Below are 21,886 nucleotides of genomic sequence, written 5' to 3'. Positions count from 1 at the left end.
CGCACCCGGCCGCCCACGGCCGCCGCGGGCCCTCTACGCTGGGCGGATGAGCCAGGACGCTGCCGTGCGGACCACCTACGTCGTCGTCGACGGCGAGAACATCGACGCCACGCTCGGCTCGTCGATCCTCAACGCCAAGCCCACGCCGGACCAGCGGCCGCGCTGGGAGCGCGTGCTGACGTTCGCGCAGCAGCGGTGGCAGCAGCCCACCAAGGGTCTGTTCTTCCTCAACGCGTCCGGCGGCAGCCTGCCCATGCCGTTCATCCAGGCGCTCATGGCGATCGGGTTCACCCCGATCCCGCTGGCCGGCGAGTCGTACGAGAAGGTCGTCGACATCGGCATCAAGCGCACGCTCGAGGCGCTCGTCGGCCGCCAGGGCGACGTGATGCTCGTGAGCCACGACGGCGACTTCGCGGGCGAGCTGGGCACGCTCGTGGACGACCCGGACCGGCGGACGGGCCTGATCGCGTTCCGCGAGTTCACGTCGACGTCGCTCGCCTCGCTCGTGGCGCGCGGGCTCGAGACGTTCGACCTCGAGCAGGACGTCGCGGCGTTCAACGTGATCCTGCCGCGCATCAAGGTCATCCCCCTGGAGGAGTTCGACCCGCTGCGCTACCTCTGACGCGCGGCGCGCCGCTCAGCCCTTCGCGGCCGCGGCCAGTCGCTCGTCGATCGCCTGCCACACGGTCGCGCCCTCCTCGGTGTCGAAGACCCCGACCCCGTGCGTGGTGCCGGGCACCTCGAGCCACGTGTCGTCGTCGCGCGCGACCTCGCGGGACTCGGCGACGGGGACGCTCGAGTCGTCGGTCACGCCCACGACGAGGAGCGGCCCGGCGTACGTGACGTCCTGCGCACGTGCGCTCACGCCGTCGAACTCGGCGGGCGGGCTCAGCGCGATCACCGTCGCGGCGTCGACGTCGGCCGCGGTCGCCACGCTGAACGCGCCACCCTTGGACGCGCCGACGAGCGCGACCCGCTCGACCCCCGCCGCACGCACCTGCTCGACCGCGGCCTCGACCGAGGCGGACCCGTCGGAGCCCCACGTGAACGTCCCCACGACGTACCCCGCCGCGGTCAGGCGCTCGGCCTGCGCGGCCCACTGGCACCAGTCACCACCCGACTGCGGCGCGAGCACCACCCCGAGCTCGGCCTCGGCAGGGGGTGCGCCCACGAGCGCGACGAGCGTGCCCTCGGGGCCCTCGCCCACCAGGGACGCGGTGCTGCCCTCGGGCAGGCAGTCCGGGGCCTCGACACCGGGCGCCGCCTCGGAGGGTGCGGCGGCGGGCGTGGTCGCCTCCGGGGCGGGGGTCGACGAGTCGGAGCAGCCTGCCGCCCCGAGAGCGACGAGGGCGGCAAAGGTGCAGGTCCAGGCGGCACGGGTGCGGGTCATCGCACCGTCGTAGGGGATCGCCGACCGTGGGCGCAAGGGGTGTCCGCCCAGGAAGACGCCGGGCCGGCGCATGCGGCCTCGGGCCCGTCGCGGCGGCGCGCACCCGGTCCAGGGACCAACGGCCCGTCGCCGGTCACGGGACGGTCACGATTACTTGATACCGGACCCTGATTTACCCGGTACCCGCCGTCCTTTACCCAGTACCCCATGGCCACGGTACCGACGCGCTGGTAGACATCCCGGCGACCGGGGCGCAGGCGTCGACGACGACGCCCGCCGCACAGACGTCCGGGTCAGGCCGGTCCCGAGGCACCACGACGAGGTGGTCATGAAGCGGTACATCCTTGCGGGGCTCGTCCTCGCGGTCCTCACGGCGGTGATCACCGCCTGGTCCCTGCTCGGCGCACAGGCCGGAGGTGCGGTGCTCCTGGGCCTCGCGCTCGGCGGGGCGCTCGGGCTGGTGCCCCACGGGTCGGTCGCGGAGCGCACCGCGGGATTCGTTCTCGGCGTCGTGCTCGCCTGGGCGGGCTACCTGGCGCGCGCGGCCGCGCTGCCCGACTCGCCCGCCGGCTGGGCCGTCGTGGCGTTCGTCGTGCTCAGCCTGTGCGTCGTGGCGTTCGCAGTCTCACGGGGACGGCTCCCCCTGTGGTCGCTCCTGCTCGGCGTCGTCGGCGTCGTCGGGGCGTACGACTCGACGTACGCGGCCGACCCGACCGCGGTCGTCTCGTCGTCCGTCGAGGTCACCGCGACGCTGCTGCTCGCGTCCGCGATCGGGCTGCTCGTCGGCGCGCTGCTCACGCCCGACCCCGCGCCGGAGCCCGCGCCGGAGCGCCCCGCGGTCGCGGCCCACGCCGCTCCCGCGTCGGGCGGCACGCCCGCCTCGACGCCCGTGACGTTGCACCCGCTCACCCGTGACCCCCACCCCCAGCCGGAGGCCTGACGTGCGCCGCATCCTTCCCGCCCTCGCCGCCGGGAGCGTCCTGCCCCTGGTGCTCGGCGGCACCGCCGCGTCCGCGGCCGACGACTCGGGCGACGTGACCGTGACGAACACCGAGACCGTGCAGGCCAAGCTGGACGCCACGGGCTCGCTGCGCGAGGCCCGCGTCTACGAGCAGCTCGCCCTGACGGGGCACGGCACCGCGACCATCGCCAACCCCGTCTCGACGTCGGGGCTGCGCAACCTCGACGGCTTCGGCTCCTACACGGTCGAGGACGGCCGGATGATCGCGCAGCTCGACGTCGACGGCGAGCGGCGCGTGCGGACCGTGAGCGACTTCGACGGCGAGCTCCCGCTCGGGGTGCAGGTGACCTACACGCTCGACGGCGAGCCCGTGCAGCCGGGCGACGTCGTCGGGCGCTCGGGCGTGCTCGAGGTGCACTACACGGTCACCAACCTGACGAGCCGCGAGGACCAGGTCACGTACGACGACGGTCGGGGCGGCACGGGCACGGCGACCGCGACGACGGTGGTGCCGATGATCGGTCAGCTCGTCACCACGCTGCCGTCGTCGTTCACGGACGTCACGTCCGGCCAGGCGGGCATCGCGGGCGACGGCCGCGGCGGCACCCGACTGACATTCCAGATGACGCTGTTCCCGCCGATCGGGTCTCCCACGGCCGAGTTCGGGTACACCGCGCGGATCTCCGACGGCGTCGTGCCGGCGGCCTCGCTCACGTCGATGCCCGTCTCGCCGCTCGACTACCCCTCGTTCGCGGGCGGGTCGCGGTCCTACGCCTCGGGCGCGGCCTCGGGCGTGGACCTCACGGCGGGTGCGATCCAGATCGACGACAACCTGCGCCGGCTGCACGACGGCTCGGCCGAGCTGCTCGCGGGCCTGGTGCAGATGCACGACGGCGCGACGACACTCGCGGCCGGTCTCAACGACGAGGCCGCCCCGGGTGCGGCCGAGCTGGCTGCCGGGCTCAACGCACGCGCGCTACCGGGCGCCCGCGACCTCGCCGCGGGGCTCAACGACAAGATCCTGCCCGGTGCCGAGCAGCTCGCGGACGGCCTGTCCGGCGACGCGGTCGCGGGTGCGCGCCGCCTCACCGACGGCCTGACCGACCAGCTCGCGCCGGGTGCCCAGGACCTGGCCGACGGGCTCAACGACCAGCTCGCGCCGGGTGCCAAGGACCTGGCCACGGGGCTGTCGACGCGGATCGCCCCCGGGGCCACGTCGCTCGCGTCGGGCGCCGCGCGCCTCGCCGCCGGGCTGGAGTCCGCGCAGACGTCGGCACCCGCGCTCGTGGCCGGTCTCGAGCAGGTGGATGCGGGTCTGGCGCGGATCGACGCCGGGCTCGCCCAGCTGTACGGCCGGATCGACCAGCTGCCGACGCAGGCCCAGCCCCTGCGGGACGGCATCGCGTCGCTGCGCGCCGGCATCGGGTCCAAGGCGGCACCCGGGGCAGGTCAGCAGCCGTCGCTGCTGTACGCGGTCGACGCGCTGCGCACGCAGCTCGGGCAGGCCGGCACCGACGCGCAGACCACCGCGGGGCAGGTCGGGCAGCTCCGCGCGGGCGTCACCGACCCCACGGCGGGACTGGCCGCCTACACGGCGCTGCTGCCCGCGGGTGCGCAGGCGGGCTTCACGCAGGCGCTGGGCTCGATCGACGGCAACCTGGCGGCCCTCGCAACGGGTCTGGGCGAGTCGGCGACGCGGCTCGGCACGGCCTCGGCGACGCTCGCGCGCGTCGAGTGCGGGCTGTCCGCGGCCGCGCTGCCGGGCGTGTGCGACCCCGCACGCCCCGGGCTCCTCGAGGGCCTCGCGGGTGTGGACCAGGGCGTCGGCTCGCTCGTGACGCAGGTGGTCGGCAGCGTCCAGGGTGGCGTGGGCGACGGCGACGACACCGCGTCCGACGGAACGCTGCGTGGCGGCATGAACGCGGCCCAGGCGGGTGTGGACCAGCTGCAGGCCGGGGGCGAGCAGCTCGTGACGGGCATCGGCCAGCTCGGCACGGGCGCCGACGACCTCTCGGCGGGCGCGGACGCGCTGGCCGACGGCATCGGCAGCGCGGCGGCGGGCTCGAAGCGCCTCTCGACCGGCCTGGGCTCGGCCGCCAGCGGGTCCACGCGGCTCGCCGACGGCCTGGGCACCGCGGCCGCGGGCTCGGGCACGCTCTTCCAGGGTCTGGTGCGCGCCTCGGCGGGCTCGCGTGACCTCGCCGCGGGCATCGGGACCGCGGCGGACGGCTCGTCGCAGCTCGCGTCCGGTCTCGACGACGCGGCCACGGGTTCGAGCGAGCTCGCGGTCGGGCTCTCGGCCGCGGCCGACGGGTCGTCGCAGCTCGCCGACGGGCTCGGCACCGCGGCCGACTCGACGCCGCAGATCGTGGACGGCACGAAGCGCCTGTCCGACGAGGGGACGTCGCAGCTGGTCGCGTCGGGCGAGAAGACCGCCGCGAGCTACGGCACGGGCTACGCGGTGCTCGAGGCCGGCGCGCAGCGCGCCGCGACCGAGGGCATGGCCTACGGCGCGCCGGAGGGGGCCGCGGGTGCGACCGCGTACTCGATCGAGATCGCCGGCGTGGACGGCGGCAGCGCGTCGACGCTCGGCAAGGGGCTCGCGGCGCTCGCGCTGTTCGCCGCGGTCGGTGTGGTCACCACGCTGCTGCGTCGCCGGCCCGCCTGAGCCCGGGCACGACGACGCGGGTCGACCCTCCGGGGCCGGCCCGCGTCGTCGTGCGCGGTCAGGCGCCGCGCGCCTCGTCGTACCGGCGCAGCACGAGGTCCGCCAGGCGCGGGTCGGGCGCGAGCGGCGCGCTCACCACGTCGGCGCCCGCGGCCCGGACCCGGCCGAGGAAGAAGCCGGGCGCCAGGAGGTAGGAGGCCACCACCACGCGGCGGGCGCCCGTGCGTGCGGTCGCGACCGCGTCCCGCAGGCGGGGCACGGCGCCCGCGCCGTAGCCGATCACGAGCCCGCCGCCACGCTCGTCGGGCGGCCCGACGTGCCGGCCCAGGCGTGCCGCGAGCGACGCCGCGACCTGCTCGACCGCGGCGGCCGCGGCGGGGTCGGTGGAGCCGGCCGCGGCGAGCACCAGCGCGTCGTCGTCGGTGAGCCCCGCGGCGGCGAGCCGGTCGAGCAGGATGTCGACGAGCACGTCGTCGGGACCGAGCGGCGCGGCCGCGCACGCGCCCTCGGGCTCGACGGCAGCCGTGACGTCCACGCGCACGTGGAAGCCGACGGACAGCAGCAGCGGCACCACCACGGCGGGTGCGCCGGAGGCGAGCGCGTCCCTGACCACGTCCGCGACCTCGGGCTCCTGCACGTCGACGAACGCCTCGCGCACGTCGAGGTCGGGTCGCCGCGCGGCGACGTCCGCCAGGATCGAGCCGATCGCCGCACGCCCCGCCCGGTCGTCGGTGCCGTGCGAGCAGCCGACGAGCACCGCGTCGCTCATGACACCGCCAGCTCGAGCCGGTACCCACGCTTGACGACCGTGCGGATCAGCCCGCGCGAACCCGTCGCGTCGCGCAGGCGCGCGATCGCGACCTCGGCCGCGTGCGGGTCGCGCGAGTCGCCCGGCAGCACCGCAAGCACACGGTCCCGCGGCACCACCGAGCCGCGCGCGTGCGCGAGCAGCCGCAGGATCTCCAGGCCCGTGGGCGTCAGCGGCAGGACCTGCCCGCCCAGGACCGCGGCGCCCCGGTAGACCCGCAGCGGGCCGGCGATCGTGTCGAGCGCCTCGAGCCCGCCGTAGTGGTTGACGATCAGCCGCACGAGCGACCCGAGCCGCCCCCGGTCGGGGACCACGGGCGTCAGTCCGCGCTCGATCAGGGGGGCGGCCGTGACCGGCCCCACCGCGGCGAGCAGCACCGCACCGTCGTGGCAGCGTTCGACGATCCCGTCCGCGACGCCCTGCTCGTCCGCGGCCGCGAGCCACGCGGCCGCACCGGGGGCCGACGTGAACGCGACCGCGTCGATCTCCCCCGCCGCGACCGCACGCACCGACGCCGCGAGCGCGGCGGGGTCCGGCGGCGGCCCCCACCGGTAGACCACGAGGCTGCGCACGCGCGCACCCGCGGCCCGGAACGCGTCGTCGAGCCCGTCGGAGCCCGCGCCGTGGTGCTGCACCGCGATGTCCAGCCCGGTGACGCCCTCGTCGAGCAGCACCTGGGCGACCTCGGCGCTCGTCTCGGACTCGGCCACCCAGTCGGGCGTGAGCCCGGCCGCCTGGATCGCGCCGCGTGCCTTGGGGCCGCGCGCGACGATCCGGGCACCGCGCAGCGCCTCGACCAGCGGCTCGGCCAGGCCCGCCGCGTCCGCGGCCTCGATCCAGCCGCGGAACCCGATGCCGGTGGTGACGACCACGGTGTCCGGCGGGTCCGCGATCAGGTCACGCGTGCCCGCGACCAGCGCGGCGTCGTCGATGTGCGGCACCATGCCGAGCGCGGCCGCGTGGCGGACGGACGCGCCGCGGCGCGTGAGCGCTGCGGTCAGCTCGGCGGACCGGCGGTCGGCGGTGATGAGCACGACGCAGCCGGCCAGGGTCTGGTCGATCCCCTGCTCGTTGGTCGTGCTGCTGGTCGGCGCGCTCACCACGCCATTGTGGGGTCTGTGAGGTCGGGCGCGCGGTGGGCGTTCACCGGCTCGAGCAGGTCCGGCGCCGCGACCGCGCCGAGCACGAGCACCGCGGGCGCCCGGACGTCTGCCGCGAGCGCATCCGCCTCGAGGCGCTCGAGCGTGGTGCGCGTGACGCGCTGCATCGGGGTCGTGGCGCGCTCGACCAGCGCGACGGGCGTCGTGGGGGCGACCCCGGACGCGAGCGCCTCGGCCGCGAGGTCCCCCAGCGCCGCGACGCCCATGAGCACGACGACCGTGCAGCTCGCGTCCCGCAGCCCCACGAGCGCCGCGGGCGACCATCCGTCGTGCCCGTTCATCACGTGCAGCGCACCCACCGTGCCGCGGTGCGTGAGCGGGATCCCCGCGGCGGCGGGCGCCGCGAGCGCCGAGCTCACGCCCGGGATGACCGTGACCGGCACGCCGGCCTCCCGGCACGCGAGCACCTCCTCGCCGCCGCGGCCGTACACGAACGGGTCGCCGCCCTTGAGCCGGACGACGACGCGGCCGCGCTGCGCCTGCTCGACGAGGATGCGGCCGATCTCGTGCTGCGGCACGGGGTGATGGCCCGGCGTCTTGCCCACGTCGATGATCTCGACGTCGGGTGCGAGCTCGTCCAGCACCGCCACGGGTCCGAGGCGGTCGGTCACCACGACGTCGGCCTCGGCGAGCGCGCGTCGGCCCGCGAGCGTGAGCAGGCCCACGTCGCCGGGCCCGCCGCCCACGAGCACCACGCGACCCGCGTCGCGCGGGCGGCGGCCTCGCACGTCCACGCGACCCTCGCGCAGGTGGTCGGCCACCACGTCGCGGACGTGCTCGGCGAGCGCGTCCCGCACCACGAGCGTCCGGGCGGGGTCGGGAGCGCCGGTCGAGACGACGCCGACCAGCACGTCACCCAGGCTCGTCGTCGCGGGCGTCCGGGCCGTGCCCGCCGCCGCACGCCCCGCGTGCACGCAGAACACGCGACGCTCGGCCGCCCACGCGGCCACCTGGTCGTCCGTGGAGCGGTCGCCCGTCGCGGTGTGCACCAGCCACGCGTCGTCGAGGTCCGCCTCGAGCACCTCGCGCGCACGCCACTCCACCTGACCCCAGCGGTGCGCGTCACGCAGCGGCTCGCACAGTGCGGGGGCGACGACGAGCACGCGCGCGCCGTCCGCGACCAGGCCCTGGACGCGGCGCGCCGCCACGGGTCCCCCGCCGACGACGAGCACGCGACGACCCGTGAGGTCGATGCCGAGCATCGTCGTCATGCGTCCTCCCCCGGTCCGGCCTGTCCCACCTCGACGATCCCCTCGACCACCCGCACCGGCCACGTCCGCAGGTCCGCGGCGAGCCCGCGCACGGGCTGCTTGCCGACCAGGTCGAGGCAGACCCCGGTGCGCAGGTCGAACACCTGCTTGTACATGGGCGACGCGACCGTGGACACCGGCTCGCCGTCCACCAGGCGGGTGCCCACGATGCCACGTGACAGCACGTACGCGTCACAGAACGGGTCGTGCTGCTGGACCGCGAGCACCGTGTCGTCGACCAGGCGGAACAGCGCGACCTGCTCGCCCCCGACCAGCGCGGCGGCACCGCGCTCACGTGCGAGGTCGGTCAGCGCGCACGCGCGCGTCCACGTCACGACGCGGTCGCGCGTCTCCTGCTCGGCGTGCTGCACGGCGCTCATGCGCGGACCTCCAGGGTGGTGCCGGCGACCAGGACGGGTTCGCCGCGTCCCGCGGCGGCACGCTCGTCGGCCGTGGCGGGGCGGGCCTGACCGCGCTCGGGGACGTACGCGAGCGAGGGGTCCGCGACGTCGGGTGCGTTGACGAAGGACGCGAAGCGGCGCAGCTTCTCGGGGTCCTCGAGCGTCGCCCTCCACTCGTCGGTGTACTCCTCGACGTGCCGGGCCATCTGGGCGTCCAGGTCGGCGCAGATGCCGAGCGAGTCGTCCATGACGACCGCACGCACGCCGTCCAGCCCGCCCTCGACCTCCTCGACCCACGGCGCGGTGCGCTGCAGTCGGTCGGCCGTGCGGACGTAGTAGAGCAGGAAGCGGTCGATCGTCCGGATCAGCGTGTCGGTGTCCAGGTCCTCCGCGAGCAGGCGCGCGTGCCGCGGCGTGAACCCGCCGTTGCCGCCGACGTAGACGTTCCAGCCCTTGTCCGTGGCGATGACGCCCACGTCCTTGCCGCGCGCCTCGGCGCACTCGCGCGCGCAGCCGGAGACGCCGAGCTTGATCTTGTGCGGGCTGCGCAGGCCGCGGTAGCGCAGCTCCAGCAGGACCGCGAGCGCCACCGAGTCCTGCACGCCGAACCGGCACCACGTGGACCCGACGCACGACTTCACGGTGCGCAGCGACTTGCCGTACGCGTGGCCGGACTCGAAGCCCGCGTCGATCAGGCGCTGCCAGATGGCCGGGAGCTGATCGATCCGCGCGCCGAACATGTCGACCCGCTGGCCGCCCGTGATCTTGGTGTAGAGGCCGAAGTCGCGCGCCACCTCGCCCACCGCGATGAGGCCCTCGGGCGTGACCTCGCCGCCCGGCATGCGGGGGACCACCGAGTAGGAGCCGTCCTTCTGCAGGTTCGCCATGACGTGGTCGTTGGTGTCCTGCAGCGCGGCCCGCTCGCCGTCCAGCACGTGCGCGGGCGCCGTGGTGGCCAGGATGGAGGCCACCGCGGGCTTGCAGATGTCGCACCCGCGGCCCGCGGCGTCGGTGCCGAACCGCGCGACGACCTCGGTGAACGACGCGACGCCGGACACGCGCACGGCGTCGTACAGCTGGGCCCGGGACAGCGCGAAGTGCTCGCACAGCGCCGAGGACACCGTGATCCCCTGCTTCGCGAGCTCGGTGCCGACCAGCTTCTTGACCAGCGGCAGGCACGAGCCGCAGGACGTCCCGGCCCGGGTGCACGCCTTGACCGCACCCACGTCGGTGCAGCCGTGCTCGGTCACCGCGCCCCGGATGGTGCCGGCGGTGACGTTGTTGCACGAGCACACGCTCGCGTCGTCGGGCAGCTCGAGGTCGGGCGCGCCCGCGCCGCCCTCGGGCAGCAGGTACGCGGCCGGGTCGCCCGGCAGCTCACGGCCCAGCATGGGCCGCAGGCTCGCGTACGCCGACGCGTCGCCCACCAGCACGCCGCCCAGCAGCGTGCGCGCGTCGTCGGACATGACGAGCTTCTTGTAGACGCCCGCGACCGGGTCCGCCCACACGATCTCGAGCGAGTCGGGCGTGGTGCCGAACGCGTCACCGAAGCTCGCGACGTCGACGCCCGAGAGCTTGAGCTTGGTCGCGGTGTCGGCGCCCGGGAACTGCGCGGCGCCGCCCAGCAGACGGTCGGCGGTCACCTCCGCCATGGCGTAACCGGGGGCGACGAGGCCGATGCAGGCACCCTGGATGCACGCGACCTCGCCGACCCCGGAGATGTCCGGGTCGCTGGTGCGGCACGCGTCGTCGACGACGACCCCGCCCCGCTCCCCGATCTGCAGACCGGCCGCGCGCGCGAGCTCGTCGCGCGGCCGCACCCCGGCGGCCACGACCACGACGTCCGCGTCGACGCGCCCGCCGTCGGCGAGCTCGAGCCGCCCCACCCCGCCGCGGCGGTGCGGCCGGATGCGCGTGGTCGCGGCGTTGAGCCGCACCCCGACGCCCAGCTGGTTGATCAGGCGCCGCAGCGCCTCGCCACCGCCCAGGTCCACCTGCGCGGACATCAGGTGCGTGCCCACCTGCAGGACCGTGGCCTGCGCGCCGAGCGCCTGCAGCGCACCCGCCGCCTCGAGGCCCAGCAGGCCGCCGCCGAGCACCGCACCGCGGACCACCGGGCGTGTCTCGCGCAGCTGCTCGACGTAGCCGCGCAGCTCCGCGACGTCGTCGATCGTGCGGTAGACGAACACACCCGGCAGGTCCGCGCCCTCCATGGGCGGCACCCACGCCGACGAGCCCGTCGCGAGCACCAGGTGGTCGTAGTGCTCGACGCGCCCACGGGCCGTGGTCACGGTCCGCGCGGCACGGTCGATCGCGACCACCGCGTCGTCGCGGCGCAGCGTGACCAGCGGGTCGTCCCACAGCGCGGGGTCGCCGAGCGCGAGGTCCTCGGCGTCACGGCCGGAGAAGTACGAGGTCAGGGCCACGCGGTCGTACGGACGACGCGGCTCCTCGGCCAGGACGGTGATACGCCACAGACCCGCGGCGTCACGGTCGCGCAGCGCCTCGACCAGGCGCTGGGCCACCATGCCGCCGCCGACGACGACGAGGTGCTTGCTCACGGAGGTCTCCGTCCGACGGGTCACGAGAACAGCGCCGACGCTAGGCAGCGCGTGTTTCGGGCACACGTGTGCATGCGTTTCCCCACCGCAACCTTTCCCGCACATCGGACGCGCGGCCGGTGTGAGCCGTCGCGCGGGTGCTCCGACGGTGCTTGGTGTGATGCGGGGTGTCGATGCGGGGTGTCGGTGCGGCGTGGGAGCGTGCGGGCATGGGTGACGACGTCGTGATCGGGCTGCTGCGCGCGGTGAACGTGGGCGGGCGCACGCTGACGTCGGCCGTGCTGCGCGCGACCGCGTCGGACCTGGGGTACCGCGACGTCGTGACGTACGCCGCGTCCGGCAACGTCGTGCTGCGCGCCGTGCACGGCGCGCCGCAGGTCGCGGCCGACCTCGGAGCCGCGCTCACCACGGCCGCGGGTTTCGAGGTGCGCGTCGTCACCCGCACCTCGCGGCAGTGGGACCGCGCGGTCGCGGCGCTGCCGTTCGCCGACGCGGCGCGCGACGACCCCGCGCGTCTGGCCCTCGTGGCGTGGGACGGGCCCGTCGACACCACACGCGTCGACGCGTTCGACCCCGCGCGCTACGGGCACGAGCAGCTCGCGTGGCACGGTTCCGAGCTGTACGCGTACTACCCGGACGGCATGGGCCGCTCGAGGCTCACGCTGCCGGTGCTCGAGAGGGCGGCGGGCCGCACCGGCACGTCCCGCAACTGGCGCACGGTCCTGGCGCTCGCGGCGCTCGCGCACGAGCGGGCGGGCGCCTGACGGGGCCGCTCCTGGCATCGCACCGCGGGATTTGATGGGATGGCGCGCATGCCCGCTCTGAGCATCGCGTCCCTGTCCAAGTCGTACGGGCCCGTCCGGGCCCTGCGTGACATGTCGTTCGAGGTCCACGCCGGGGAGATCTTCGGCTTCGTCGGGTCCAACGGCGCCGGCAAGTCCACCACCATGCGCATCGTGCTGGGCGTGCTGGCCGCGGACTCGGGCGAGGTGCGCTGGGACGGACGCCCGCTGGACCTGGCCGCACGGCGCCGCATCGGGTACATGCCCGAGGAGCGTGGCCTCTACCCGCGGATGAAGGTCGGCGAGCACCTGGTCTACCTGGCGCGGCTGCACGGCATGGACAAGGTCGCCGCGACGCGAGCGATGGAGCACTGGACGCAGGTGCTGGGCATCGACGGCCGGCGCGGTGACGAGGTGCTCAAGCTCTCGCTGGGCAACCAGCAGCGCGTGCAGCTCGCCGCGGCCCTGGTGCACGGCCCCGACATCCTGGTGCTCGACGAGCCGTTCTCGGGCCTGGACCCCGTCGCGGTCGACGTCATGAGCCAGGTGCTGCGCGACCAGGCCGCCGCGGGTGTCCCGGTGATGTTCTCCTCGCACCAGCTCGAGCTCGTCGAGCGGCTGTGCGACCGCGTCGGCATCGTCCGCGCCGGGTCGATGGTCGCCAGCGGCGGGATCGACGAGCTGCGCCGCACCACCGAACGCAGGTGGGCGGTCGACGGCGCCCCGCCGGACCGATGGCTGCCGCACGTGCCGGCCGCGCGGCTGGTCGAGCGCGACGGCGACCGCACGGTCGTCGAGGTCGCCGACCCGGACGCGGTCGACGTCGACCAGCAGCTCCTGGCGGCCGCGCTCGCGGCCGGCCCGGTGCGCGAGTTCTCCGTGGTGCGCCCCTCGCTCGTCGAGCTGTACCGCCACGTCGTGTCCGCCGACGACGTGCCCGCCCCCACGACCGGCACGGAGGTCCCCGCATGAGCGCGCCCACCCCCCACCCGAGCGCGACGCGCGACCTGGGTACGGCAGCCGCGATCCGCCTGGTCGCGGGCCGCGAGATCTCGACCCGGCTGCGCAGCAAGGCGTTCGTGTGGACCACGGTCCTGTTCGTCGGGGCAGTCGTGCTCGGCGGCGTCCTGCTCAACCTCATCGGCGGGAAGTCGGACCCGACACCCGTCGGGTTCACACCGGACGCGGCGGCGTCGGCTCCCGCGTTCGAGGCCACGGCGGCGGGCATGGGCGTCGACGTCGAGACGCACGAGGTCGCCGCCGACGCGGTCGAGCAAGGGCTGCGGGACGGTGACGTGGACCTGGTGGTCACGTCGACCGAGGGCACGTTCGACGTGCACGTCGAGTCGTCCGTGGGCGAGTCGATGCGGCCCGTGCTCGCCGCGTTCGCCCAGCAGCTCGCGCTCGCGTCGGCCGTGACCGAGCTCGGCGGGGACCCGGGCGACGTCGCGGGGCAGGTCGCGCAGGCCGCTCCCCACGTGACCGCGCTCGACCCCGAGCCGGCACGCGACGGGGGGCAGATCGTCGCGGGCTACCTCGCGGGGATCCTGCTGTTCATCGCGCTCATGACCGCGGGTCAGCTCGTCGCGCAGGGCGTGGTCGAGGAGAAGACCAGCCGCGTCGTCGAGCTGCTGCTCGCGACGCTGCGCCCCGCCCAGCTCATGGCGGGCAAGGTGCTCGGCATCGGTGCGATCGGGCTCCTGCAGGTCGGGCTGGTCGTGGCAGCCGGTGCGGGGACCGCATCCGCGCTCGGGCTGCTCGACTCGTCGTCGCTGGACCTGGGATCGACCGCGCTGTGGGCGCTCGTGTGGTTCGTCGTGGGCTTCGGCATGTACGCCCTGGTGCTGGGCGCGCTCGGAGCGCTCGTGTCCCGTCAGGAGGACATCGGCTCGGTCATCGGGCCCGTCACCACCCTCATGATCGTGCCCTACGTGCTCGGCATCTCGGTGCTGCCCTGGGACCCCACCAACTCGCTCGCCACCTGGCTGTCCTACGTGCCGTTCTGCTCGCCCATGCTCATGCCCATCCGCATCGCGCTCGGCGCCGCCGAGCTGTGGGAGGTGCTGCTCGCGCTCGGCCTGTCGGTCGCGCTGGTGCCGGTCCTCGTGTGGCTCGCGGGCCGCATCTACTCGGGGGCCGTGCTGCACTCGGGCGGGCGGATGAAGCTCAAGGACGCGCTCGCGCGCGCATGACCAGGAGGTCGGCATGACCACGCTGTTCACCCGCATCATCGACGGACAGATCCCGGGCCGGTTCGTGTGGGCCGACGACGTGTGCGTCGTGTTCACCACGATCGCGCCCATCACGGACGGGCACGCGCTCGTGGTCCCGCGCGAGGAGGTCGTCGAGTACACCGCGGCGTCCGATGCGCTGCTCGGCCACCTGGCCGTCGTCGCGCGCACGGTGGGCTCGGCCCAGCAGTCCGAGTGGGGCGCTCCGCGCGCGGCGGTGCTGGTGGCGGGGTTCGAGGTGCCGCACCTGCACCTGCACGTGCTGCCCGCGTGGGACGAGGCGAGCCTCTCGTTCCGCAACGCGCGCAGCGACGTGCCCGCGGCCGAGCTCGACGCCGCGGCCGAGCGGCTGCGCGACGCGCTGCGCGCCGCGGGGCACGGCGCGCACGTCCCCGCCGCGCTCACGTCGCCCGCGCTCTGAGCCGGCCGCGGGGCTGGTGATCGCCCGGACGCCGGGTGACCATGAGCGCATGACGACCGTGGCCCCGCCGGCCGAGCCCGCCGCACCGCTCGGGCCTGCGCGCACCCGCCGATGGGCCGGGCCCGTCGCGGGTCTGGCCGCGGGCGTGGTCACGGTCGGCGTCGCGTCGGTCGTCGCGCTCGCCACGGGCGCGACCACCGACCCGCTCGTCGCGGTCGGGGCGGCGTTCGTCGATGCGACCCCCGCGTGGCTCAAGGACGCCGCGGTGGACGCGTTCGGCACCGCGGACAAGCTCGCGCTCGGGGTGGGCGAGGTGCTGGTGCTGGCATGCCTGGCCGCGCTCGCGGGCGTGCTCGCCGTGCGGCGCTGGGCCTGGGGTGCCGCGCTCGTCGTGCTGCTGGGTGTCGTCGCGATGGCGGCCGCTCTCGGTCGGCCCGACGCCGGCTGGACGGCCGCGGTGCCGTCGTTCGTCGGGACCGTCGCTGGTCTGTGGACGTTGCGGACGCTGCGCCGCCGGGCCCGGGACGACCAGCGACCGGACCCCGACGGGCGGCGCGGCTTCCTGCGTGCCGCCCTGGTGGCGACCGGGCTCGGCGTCGTGGGGATCGGGCTCGGCCGGCTCGGCAGCGCCGCGGGGCGCGCCGCTGCCGCAGTCCGCGAGCAGCTCACGCTCCCCCGCCCGGTGCGCGCAGCCCCGGCACCGACCGCAGGTGTCGACCTGGGCGTCGAGGGTGCCGAGCCGTGGGTCACGCCCGCCGACGACTTCTACCGGATCGACACCGCGCTCGTCGTGCCGCAGGTGGACCCGGCGTCATGGCGGCTGCGCGTGCACGGGCTCGTCGAGCAGGAGGTCGAGCTCACGTGGGACGAGCTGCTCGCGTCAGACCTGGTCGAGGCCTGGGTGACGCTGTGCTGCGTGTCGAACCCCGTCGGCGGCGACCTCGTCGGCAACCAGCGCTGGCTCGGCCTGCCCGTGCGGGACGTGCTGGCCCGTGCGCGGCCCACCGCCGACGCGGACATGGTGCTGTCCCGCAGCGCCGACGGCTGGACCGCGTCCACGCCGCTCGGTGCCCTGACCGACGACCGCGACGCGCTGCTCGCGATCGGGATGGACGGCGAGCCGCTGCCCGCGCAGCACGGCTTCCCCGTGCGGATGGTGGTACCCGGGCTCTACGGGTACGTGTCCGCGACCAAGTGGGTCACCGAGCTCGAGGTCACGCGCTTCGACCGCGCGACGGCGTACTGGACCGAGCGCGGCTGGGCGCCGCTGGGCCCGGTCAAGACGCAGTCGCGCATCGAGGTCCCCGCCTCGGGGGCGCGGCTCGCCGCGGGTCAGGTGGTGGTCGCGGGCACGGCGTGGGCGCAGCACCGCGGCGTGACGCGCGTGCAGGTGCAGGTGGACGACGGCCCCTGGGCGGACGCCACGCTGGCCGACGAGGCGGGCATCGACTCGTGGCGACAGTGGCGGTACGCGTGGGAGGCGACCCCCGGCGAGCACCGGCTGCGGGTGCGCGCCGCCGACCCCGAGGGCACCCAGACGGGTGCGGTCGCGGACGTCGTCCCGGACGGCGCGACCGGGTACCACGAGATCCGGTGCGAGATCGCCTGACCCGCGACGCGCACCGAGCGGCCGTGCGGCTCAGTAGACGTCCCGCACGTAGCGGTGCGTGGTGGACAGCCGGCGGACGTAGGCGTCCGCCGCGTCCTGCGCCAGGCCCCCGTGGGTCGCGACGATCTCGCGCAGCGCCGCGTCGACGTCCTTCGCCATGCGTCCCGCGTCGCCGCACACGTAGAACGACGCCCCGTCCTCGAGCCACGACCACACCCGCGCCCCGTGCTCACGCATGCGGTCCTGCACGTAGACCTTGGCGCGCTGGTCGCGGGAGAACGCGGTGTCGAGCCGGTCGAGCGTGCCATCGGCCTGCAGCGCCGCCAGCTCGTCCCGGTGGTAGAAGTCCGTCGCGACGTGCTGCTCACCGAAGAACAGCCAGTTCGCCCCGCGGTGCCCGGCGGCGCGACGCTCGGCGAGGAACCCCAGGAACGGGGCGACTCCCGTACCGGGCCCGACCATGATCGCCGGCACGTCCGGTGCGGGTGGCCGGAAGTGCGCGGTGGGCTGCACGTGCACCGGGACCGTGGTGCCCAGCGGCGCATCGGCCAGGAACGTCGAGCACACGCCGCCGCGCGCGACGCCCTCGGGTGAGGCGTACCGGATCACGGACGTCGTCAGCGTGATCGCGGTCGGCGCGACCAGCGGGCTCGAGGAGATCGAGTACTGGCGCGTCGCGAGGCGGCGCAGCACGCCGACCAGGTCGTCGGCGGGCACGTCGCGCGCGTACCGCGCCACGACGTCGACGGCCTGCCGGCACCACGTCCACCGGGCCAGGTCGCTGCGGTTGTCCGGGCGCAGGAGCCGGCGCAGCTCGGCGCTGCCGGACCGGTCCGCGACGAAGGTCAGCAGGTCCTGCGAGATGCGGGTGATGTCGAGCTCGGTGGTCAGCGCGGCGCGGAGCGGGACCGGCGTGCCGTCGAGCACCACCGCCTGGTCGGGGTCCCAGCCGGTGACCTCGAGCCACTCCTCGACGAGCGCGGCGGCGTTCGTCGGGCGGACACCCAGCGCATCGCCCGCGCGGTAGACCACCTCACGGTCGCTCTCGGCGACGTCGAGCACGATCTCGCGGACCTCCTTGGCGGAACCGGGCTGCGAGAGCAGGCGGTTGCCGACCAGCCGCGCGCGGCCCGGGTGCTGGCGCGTCGCGCGCGAGGGTCCCGCCGGAACGGCCACCGCCGACGGCACCACGGCCGCGGGCGGCCGCGGTTCCGTCGCGTCCGCCGTGGGCTGCCCGGACGTGACGCTCGCCGTGCCCAGCGTCGCGACGAGGCCGGCGCACCACGCCTGCGCGCGCTCGTCGTCCCCGGGCTCGCAGTCGACGCGCGGGACCAGACGCTGCGCGCCGAGCTCCTCGAGCCGGTGGTCCAGGCGCCTGCCGTGCCCGCAGAAGCGGTCGTAGCTCGAGTCGCCCAGCGCGAGCACCGCGAACCGCGCACCGTCCAGGCGGCGCGCGTCCGGGGCCGCGAGCGCCTCCCAGAACGCGGTGCCGTTGTCCGGCGCGTCGCCGTCGCCGAACGTGCTGGTCACCAGCACCAGGTCCGCGCCCACGGGCAGGTCCGCGAGCGTGCAGCCGTCCATCGCGACGCGGCGGGGCGCGAGGCCGGCGGCCGAGAGCGCCGTGGCCACGCCCGCCGCGAGCTCTTCGGCCGTGCCCGTCTGGGACGCCCACAGCACGACGAGCGGGCGGACGCGCGTGCCGGCGTCCGGCCCCGTCCCGGGCTCGCGGCCACGCACCGGCTCGGGAGCGCGTGAGAACAGGCCCGCGAGCAGGCCGTCGACCCACAGCGCCTGGTCGGGGTCGAGCGGTGCGCCCGCGGGCAGCACGGGCGTGCCCGGTGCGCCGCCGCCCAGCCCCGCCAGGAACCCCGCGAGGTAGCGCCGCTCGGCGTCGCCCAGCACGGGCGGCTCGAGTCGGTCGAGGCCCAGCGCGGCACCGAGCACACGCATCGAGACCGCGCCGGGCGCGCCGCCCGCCGCCGGGTCGGTTCCGGCCCCGGGCTCGTCGGGGACCGCCCGGTCCGCCGCGGGATCGGCGGGCGCGTGCGCACCCGGGACAGGTGCGAGCGAGACCGCGCACACCTTGAGCTCGGGCTGGAACGACAGCGGGTCGACGGCGTCGCTGGTCACGGCGTTCACGGCGAGGTACTCCCCGAACAGGTCGTTCCAGTGGAAGGGCGCGAACAGCGCACCGGGCCGGACCCGCTCGGTGAGCACCGCGGGCAGGACCGCGCGGCCGCGTCGTGAGGACACCTCGACGTGCGCGCCCTCGGTGATCCCGAGCGCGGCCGCGTCCGCGGGGTTGACCTCGACGAACGGGCCGGGCGCGAGCCTGGTGAGCTTGGCGACCTTGCCGGTCTTGGTGAGGGTGTGCCAGTGGTGCTGCACGCGTCCGGTGTTGAGCACGAACGGGTAGTCGTCGTCGGGCAGCTCGGCGGCGGGCAGGTGCGGGCGCGCGTGGAACTGCGCGCGGCCGTTCGGGGTCGCGAACCGCAGCCGCGGCCGCGTGCCGTCGGGGCGTTCGAGCAGCGGCTGGCTCACGCCGTCGTTGAGGTAGCGGATCGGGTTGCGACGCGGCCCGTCGGGCGCCGCGGGCCACTGCACCGACCCCGCCCGCAGGCGCTCGTACGTCACGCCCCTCAGGTCGTACCCCGTGCGCGGGTTGGCGAACGCGCGCAGCTCGTCGAACACCTCCTGCGCGGACGTGTGGCCGAACCCGTCGTAGCCCATCGCGGTCGCGACGCGCGCGATCAGCAGCCAGTCGGGAAGCGCGTCCCCGGGCGGGGCGAGCGCCGCGCGCGCCAGGGTGAGGTTGCGCTCGGAGTTGATCATCACGCCGTCGGACTCCGACCACAGCGCCCCCGGCAGGACCACGTCCGCGTACGCGTTGGTCTCGGTGTCCGCGAACGCGTCCTGCGTGATCACCAGCTCGGCCCGCTCGAGGCCCTCGATCACGGTGCGCCGGTTGCCCACGGACGCGACCGGGTTGGTGCAGATCACCCAGCACGCCTTGATCTCACCCGCGGACATCCGCTCGAACATGTCCACCGTGCCGCGGCCCGTGGCGTCCGCGCGCAGGGTCCCGCGGTCCAGACCCCACGTGTCCTCGACGAACGCGCGGTCGTCGGCGTCCAGCGTGCTGCGCTGCCCCGGCAGTCCCGGGCCCATGTAGCCCATCTCCCGGCCGCCCATGGCGTTCGGCTGCCCGGTGAGCGAGAACGGCCCGCTGCCCGTGCGGCAGATCGCGCCGGTCGCCAGGTGCAGGTTGATCAACGCGTTCGTGTTCCACGTGCCGTGCGTGGACTGGTTCAGGCCCATCGTCCAGCACGAGACCCAGCTCCCCGCGCCCGCGATCAGCGCGGCGGCGGCCCGCAGGTCCGCCTCGGGGACACCCGTGAGCCGCTCGACGACGTCCGCCGGGTAGTCCTCGAGCATCGCCGCGAGCGCGTCCCAGCCGTCGGTGTGCTCCGCGACGAACTCCTCGTCGAGCCCGCCCGCCTCCACCACGAGCCGCAGCAGGCCGTTGAGCAGCGCGAGGTCCGTCCCGGGCCGCACCTGCAGGAACAGGTCGGCCTTGTCGGCGGTCGCGGTGCGCCGCGGGTCGACGACGATGAGCTTCGCCCCCGCCTTGACCCGGTCCAGCAGGCGCAGGAACAGGATCGGGTGGCAGTCCGCCATGTTGGCGCCGATCACCAGGAAGACGTCCGCATGGTCCAGGTCGTCGTAGGAGCCCGGCGGGCCGTCGGAGCCGAGCGACAGCTTGTAGCCCGTGCCCGCGCTGGCCATGCACAGCCGGGAGTTGGACTCGATCCACTGCGTGCGCACGTAGCCCTTGGCGAGCTTGTTGGCCAGGTACTGCGCCTCGAGGCTCATCTGGCCCGAGACGTAGAACGCGACGGCGTCGGGCCCGTGCTCGTCGATCACCGCACGCAGGCGGTCCGCCACGAGCGTGATCGTCTCGTCGAGGACAGCGGGTGCGGGCTCGGCGCCCCGCTCGGCGCGCACGAGCGCACGCGTCGCGCGGCCGCCCGCCGCGAGCATGTCCGCGCTCGTCGCACCCTTGGTGCACAGACGTCCCGCGTTCGCGGGGTGCGCCTTGTCCCCGCGGGCGCCGCGCGCGACCCTGCGGCCCTCGTCGTCGTGCCCGACGTCCAGGACGATCCCGCAGCCGACGCCGCAGTAGGAGCACACCGTCGTCACCTGCTCGAGCGACGGCGTGCTCCCCTGCGGAGCCGTGGTGGTGGTGGTCACTCAGATGACCGTCGCGCCGAACGACGAGCCGCGCCGGGAGTACACGGCCCACGTGACGACCGCCATCACGGCGTACATCCCGACGATCACCCACAGCGCGGCCTGGATGTTGCCCGTGGCCGAGGTCGAGGCGGCGAACCCGCGCGGGATGAGGAACCCGCCGAACGCCCCGACCGCCCCGGCGATGCCCAGGCAGCCCGCGGCCGCACGTGCACGGCGTGCGCGGTCGGCGTCGTCGGTCGCGCCGTGACGGAAGACCGCCGGGATCATGCGGTACACCGACCCGTTGCCGACGCCCGTGGCCACGAAGAGCACGAGGAACGACGCGAGGAACGCGCCGAATGAGTGGGCCCGCAGCGCGAAGATCGCGCTGACGGTGCCAGCCCCCATGACCGCGAACGCGGCGATGGTGACGCGTGCGCCGCCCAGCCGGTCGGCGAGCGTGCCGCCCAGCGGCCGCGCGACCGAGCCGACCAGTGCACCCAGGAACGCGATCGACAGCGTGACCTCGGGGAACGTGCCCTTGAGCAGCGTCGGGAACGCGCCCGAGAAGCCGATGAACGAGCCGAACGTCCCGATGTAGACGAACGAGATGATCCACGTGTGCCGCTGCCGCGCGGCCACGCCGTAGGACCGCGGGTCGGACTTCGCGTGCGACAGGTTGTCCATGAACCGCCACGCGAGCACCGCGGCCAGGATCGCCAGCGGCACGAACATCCAGCCCGCGCGCTCGAGGTGCACGGTCGCGGCGCCGACGATGACGAGCGGGACCGCGAGCTGGACCGCGGCGGTGCCGATGTTGCCGCCCGCCGCGTTGAGGCCCAGCGCCCGGCCCTTCTCCCGCTCCGGGTAGAAGAACGAGATGTTGGCCATCGAGGATGCGAAGTTGCCGCCGCCCAGGCCCGCGAGCGCGGCGACGCCCAGCAGCAGCGTGAACGACGAGTCGGGGTCCTGCACGACCACCGCGAGGCTGATCGTCGGGATCAGCAGCAGCAGCGCGGAGATGATGGTCCAGTTGCGGCCGCCGAAGATCGGCACCGCGAACGTGTACGGGATGCGCAGCGTGGCGCCCACGAGGCTGGGCACCGCGATGAGCCAGAACATCTGGTCGACCGTGAGCGCGAAGCCCGCGGCGGGCAGCTGCGGCACGACGATGCTCCACAGCGCCCACACGGCGAAGCCGAGGAACTCGGCGAAGATCGACAGGGTCAGGTTGCGCCGGGCGACGGACCGGCCGGCGGACGCCCACTGCTGCGCGTCCTCGGGGTTCCAGCCGTCGATCCAGCGACCGGGCCGGTGGGTCAGCGGTGCGCCCGCGGCGGGGGCGACGGTGGTGGTGGGTGACGTCGAGTCTGCGTCGACGGTCGCGAGCGACTGCGCCATGGGGGCCTCC

Annotated in this window: 16 protein-coding genes; 8 read left to right on the top strand and 8 right to left on the bottom strand. The window is 75.2% G+C overall.

The annotated features are described in order from the left end of the window. Positions 1-46 precede the first annotated feature (46 nt). Positions 47-622, top strand: a complete 576-nt coding sequence (locus tag CELGI_RS05280) for an NYN domain-containing protein (RefSeq protein ID WP_041574115.1) — start codon at positions 47-49, stop codon at positions 620-622. 15 nt (positions 623-637) lie between these two features. Here CELGI_RS05280 and CELGI_RS05275 read toward each other — a convergent pair whose 3' ends face one another. After that, a complete protein-coding gene (locus CELGI_RS05275; RefSeq protein WP_041574114.1) occupies positions 638-1,390 on the bottom strand; it encodes an alpha/beta hydrolase family protein in 753 nt (250 codons plus the stop codon). A 328-nt stretch (positions 1,391-1,718) separates the two neighbouring features. On the opposite strand from CELGI_RS05275, the gene CELGI_RS05270 reads away from it, so the two are divergent. Beyond that, entirely contained in the window at positions 1,719-2,330 is a 612-nt protein-coding gene (locus tag CELGI_RS05270; protein ID WP_013883075.1) for a hypothetical protein, read from the top strand. 1 nt (position 2,331) lies between these two features. Further along, on the top strand, positions 2,332-5,019 hold the full coding sequence (locus tag CELGI_RS16320) for a membrane protein-like protein (protein WP_013883074.1): 2,688 nt from the start codon (positions 2,332-2,334) through the stop codon (positions 5,017-5,019). Between the two features lie 58 nt (positions 5,020-5,077). On the opposite strand, the gene CELGI_RS05260 is transcribed toward CELGI_RS16320, so the two are convergent. Genes CELGI_RS05260 through nirB form a run of 5 tightly spaced genes read right to left on the bottom strand, consistent with a single transcriptional unit; the run spans position 5,078 to position 11,166 of the window. After that, positions 5,078-5,788 carry a sirohydrochlorin chelatase gene (locus tag CELGI_RS05260; RefSeq protein WP_013883073.1) on the bottom strand — a complete coding sequence of 237 codons (711 nt, stop codon included), beginning with the start codon at positions 5,786-5,788 and terminating at the stop codon, positions 5,078-5,080. After that, complete coding sequence (locus CELGI_RS05255) at positions 5,785-6,927, bottom strand: uroporphyrinogen-III synthase (RefSeq protein WP_013883072.1); 1,143 nt, start codon at positions 6,925-6,927, stop codon at positions 5,785-5,787. The genes CELGI_RS05260 and CELGI_RS05255 overlap by 4 nt, the downstream gene beginning before the upstream one ends. Beyond that, positions 6,924-8,198 (bottom strand): uroporphyrinogen-III C-methyltransferase, encoded by a 1,275-nt coding sequence (gene cobA, locus CELGI_RS05250; RefSeq protein ID WP_013883071.1) that lies wholly within the window; start codon positions 8,196-8,198, stop codon positions 6,924-6,926. The genes CELGI_RS05255 and cobA overlap by 4 nt, the downstream gene beginning before the upstream one ends. Further along, positions 8,195-8,617: a nitrite reductase small subunit NirD gene (gene nirD, locus CELGI_RS05245; protein ID WP_013883070.1), complete on the bottom strand. Its 423-nt coding sequence runs from the start codon at positions 8,615-8,617 to the stop codon at positions 8,195-8,197. Before nirD ends, cobA begins: the two co-directional genes overlap by 4 nt. Beyond that, positions 8,614-11,166, bottom strand: a complete 2,553-nt coding sequence (nirB, locus tag CELGI_RS05240) for a nitrite reductase large subunit NirB (protein ID WP_049785606.1) — start codon at positions 11,164-11,166, stop codon at positions 8,614-8,616. Before nirB ends, nirD begins: the two co-directional genes overlap by 4 nt. Positions 11,167-11,408: 242 nt before the next feature. Between nirB and CELGI_RS05235 the strand changes: the two genes are divergently transcribed. The 5 genes from CELGI_RS05235 to CELGI_RS05215 are packed head-to-tail and all read left to right on the top strand — an operon-like array spanning position 11,409 to position 16,242. Next, the gene (locus CELGI_RS05235; protein ID WP_013883068.1) at positions 11,409-11,963 is read left to right on the top strand and encodes a DUF1697 domain-containing protein; all 555 of its coding nucleotides are present in this window, start codon (positions 11,409-11,411) and stop codon (positions 11,961-11,963) included. Between the two features lie 48 nt (positions 11,964-12,011). Beyond that, a complete protein-coding gene (locus CELGI_RS05230) occupies positions 12,012-12,953 on the top strand; it encodes an ABC transporter ATP-binding protein (RefSeq protein WP_049785605.1) in 942 nt (313 codons plus the stop codon). Beyond that, positions 12,950-14,173 carry an ABC transporter permease gene (locus CELGI_RS05225; protein WP_013883066.1) on the top strand — a complete coding sequence of 408 codons (1,224 nt, stop codon included), beginning with the start codon at positions 12,950-12,952 and terminating at the stop codon, positions 14,171-14,173. Before CELGI_RS05230 ends, CELGI_RS05225 begins: the two co-directional genes overlap by 4 nt. Positions 14,174-14,186: 13 nt before the next feature. Next, positions 14,187-14,633 carry an HIT family protein gene (locus CELGI_RS05220; protein WP_013883065.1) on the top strand — a complete coding sequence of 149 codons (447 nt, stop codon included), beginning with the start codon at positions 14,187-14,189 and terminating at the stop codon, positions 14,631-14,633. Between the two features lie 49 nt (positions 14,634-14,682). Then, entirely contained in the window at positions 14,683-16,242 is a 1,560-nt protein-coding gene (locus CELGI_RS05215; RefSeq protein WP_013883064.1) for a molybdopterin-dependent oxidoreductase, read from the top strand. Positions 16,243-16,272: 30 nt separating this feature from the next. Here CELGI_RS05215 and CELGI_RS05210 read toward each other — a convergent pair whose 3' ends face one another. Continuing rightward, positions 16,273-20,493 carry a bifunctional nitrate reductase/sulfite reductase flavoprotein subunit alpha gene (locus CELGI_RS05210; RefSeq protein ID WP_013883063.1) on the bottom strand — a complete coding sequence of 1,407 codons (4,221 nt, stop codon included), beginning with the start codon at positions 20,491-20,493 and terminating at the stop codon, positions 16,273-16,275. Then, positions 20,494-21,876 (bottom strand): MFS transporter, encoded by a 1,383-nt coding sequence (locus CELGI_RS05205; protein WP_013883062.1) that lies wholly within the window; start codon positions 21,874-21,876, stop codon positions 20,494-20,496. Positions 21,877-21,886 lie beyond the last annotated feature (10 nt).

Origin of the sequence: Cellulomonas gilvus ATCC 13127, assembly GCF_000218545.1 — a bacterium.
Lineage (GTDB): Bacteria > Actinomycetota > Actinomycetes > Actinomycetales > Cellulomonadaceae > Cellulomonas > Cellulomonas gilvus.
Note: the sequence above shows the minus strand (reverse complement) of the source record. Positions and strands in the feature narration are given on the sequence as shown.

Excerpts from the sequence above, each read along its gene's own strand:
- CELGI_RS05275 (WP_041574114.1), bottom strand. The coding sequence starts at position 1,390 with ATGACCCGCACCCGTGCCGCCTGGACCTGCACCTTTGCCGCCCTCGTC.
- nirB (WP_049785606.1), bottom strand. The coding sequence starts at position 11,166 with ATGGTGGCCCAGCGCCTGGTCGAGGCGCTGCGCGACCGTGACGCCGCG.
- CELGI_RS05270 (WP_013883075.1), top strand. The coding sequence starts at position 1,719 with ATGAAGCGGTACATCCTTGCGGGGCTCGTCCTCGCGGTCCTCACGGCG.
- cobA (WP_013883071.1), bottom strand. The coding sequence starts at position 8,198 with ATGACGACGATGCTCGGCATCGACCTCACGGGTCGTCGCGTGCTCGTC.
- CELGI_RS05235 (WP_013883068.1), top strand. The coding sequence starts at position 11,409 with ATGGGTGACGACGTCGTGATCGGGCTGCTGCGCGCGGTGAACGTGGGC.
- CELGI_RS05260 (WP_013883073.1), bottom strand. The coding sequence starts at position 5,788 with ATGAGCGACGCGGTGCTCGTCGGCTGCTCGCACGGCACCGACGACCGG.
- CELGI_RS05280 (WP_041574115.1), top strand. The coding sequence starts at position 47 with ATGAGCCAGGACGCTGCCGTGCGGACCACCTACGTCGTCGTCGACGGC.
- CELGI_RS05205 (WP_013883062.1), bottom strand. The coding sequence starts at position 21,876 with ATGGCGCAGTCGCTCGCGACCGTCGACGCAGACTCGACGTCACCCACC.
- CELGI_RS05225 (WP_013883066.1), top strand. The coding sequence starts at position 12,950 with ATGAGCGCGCCCACCCCCCACCCGAGCGCGACGCGCGACCTGGGTACG.
- CELGI_RS05215 (WP_013883064.1), top strand. The coding sequence starts at position 14,683 with ATGACGACCGTGGCCCCGCCGGCCGAGCCCGCCGCACCGCTCGGGCCT.
- nirD (WP_013883070.1), bottom strand. The coding sequence starts at position 8,617 with ATGAGCGCCGTGCAGCACGCCGAGCAGGAGACGCGCGACCGCGTCGTG.
- CELGI_RS05220 (WP_013883065.1), top strand. The coding sequence starts at position 14,187 with ATGACCACGCTGTTCACCCGCATCATCGACGGACAGATCCCGGGCCGG.
- CELGI_RS05230 (WP_049785605.1), top strand. The coding sequence starts at position 12,012 with ATGCCCGCTCTGAGCATCGCGTCCCTGTCCAAGTCGTACGGGCCCGTC.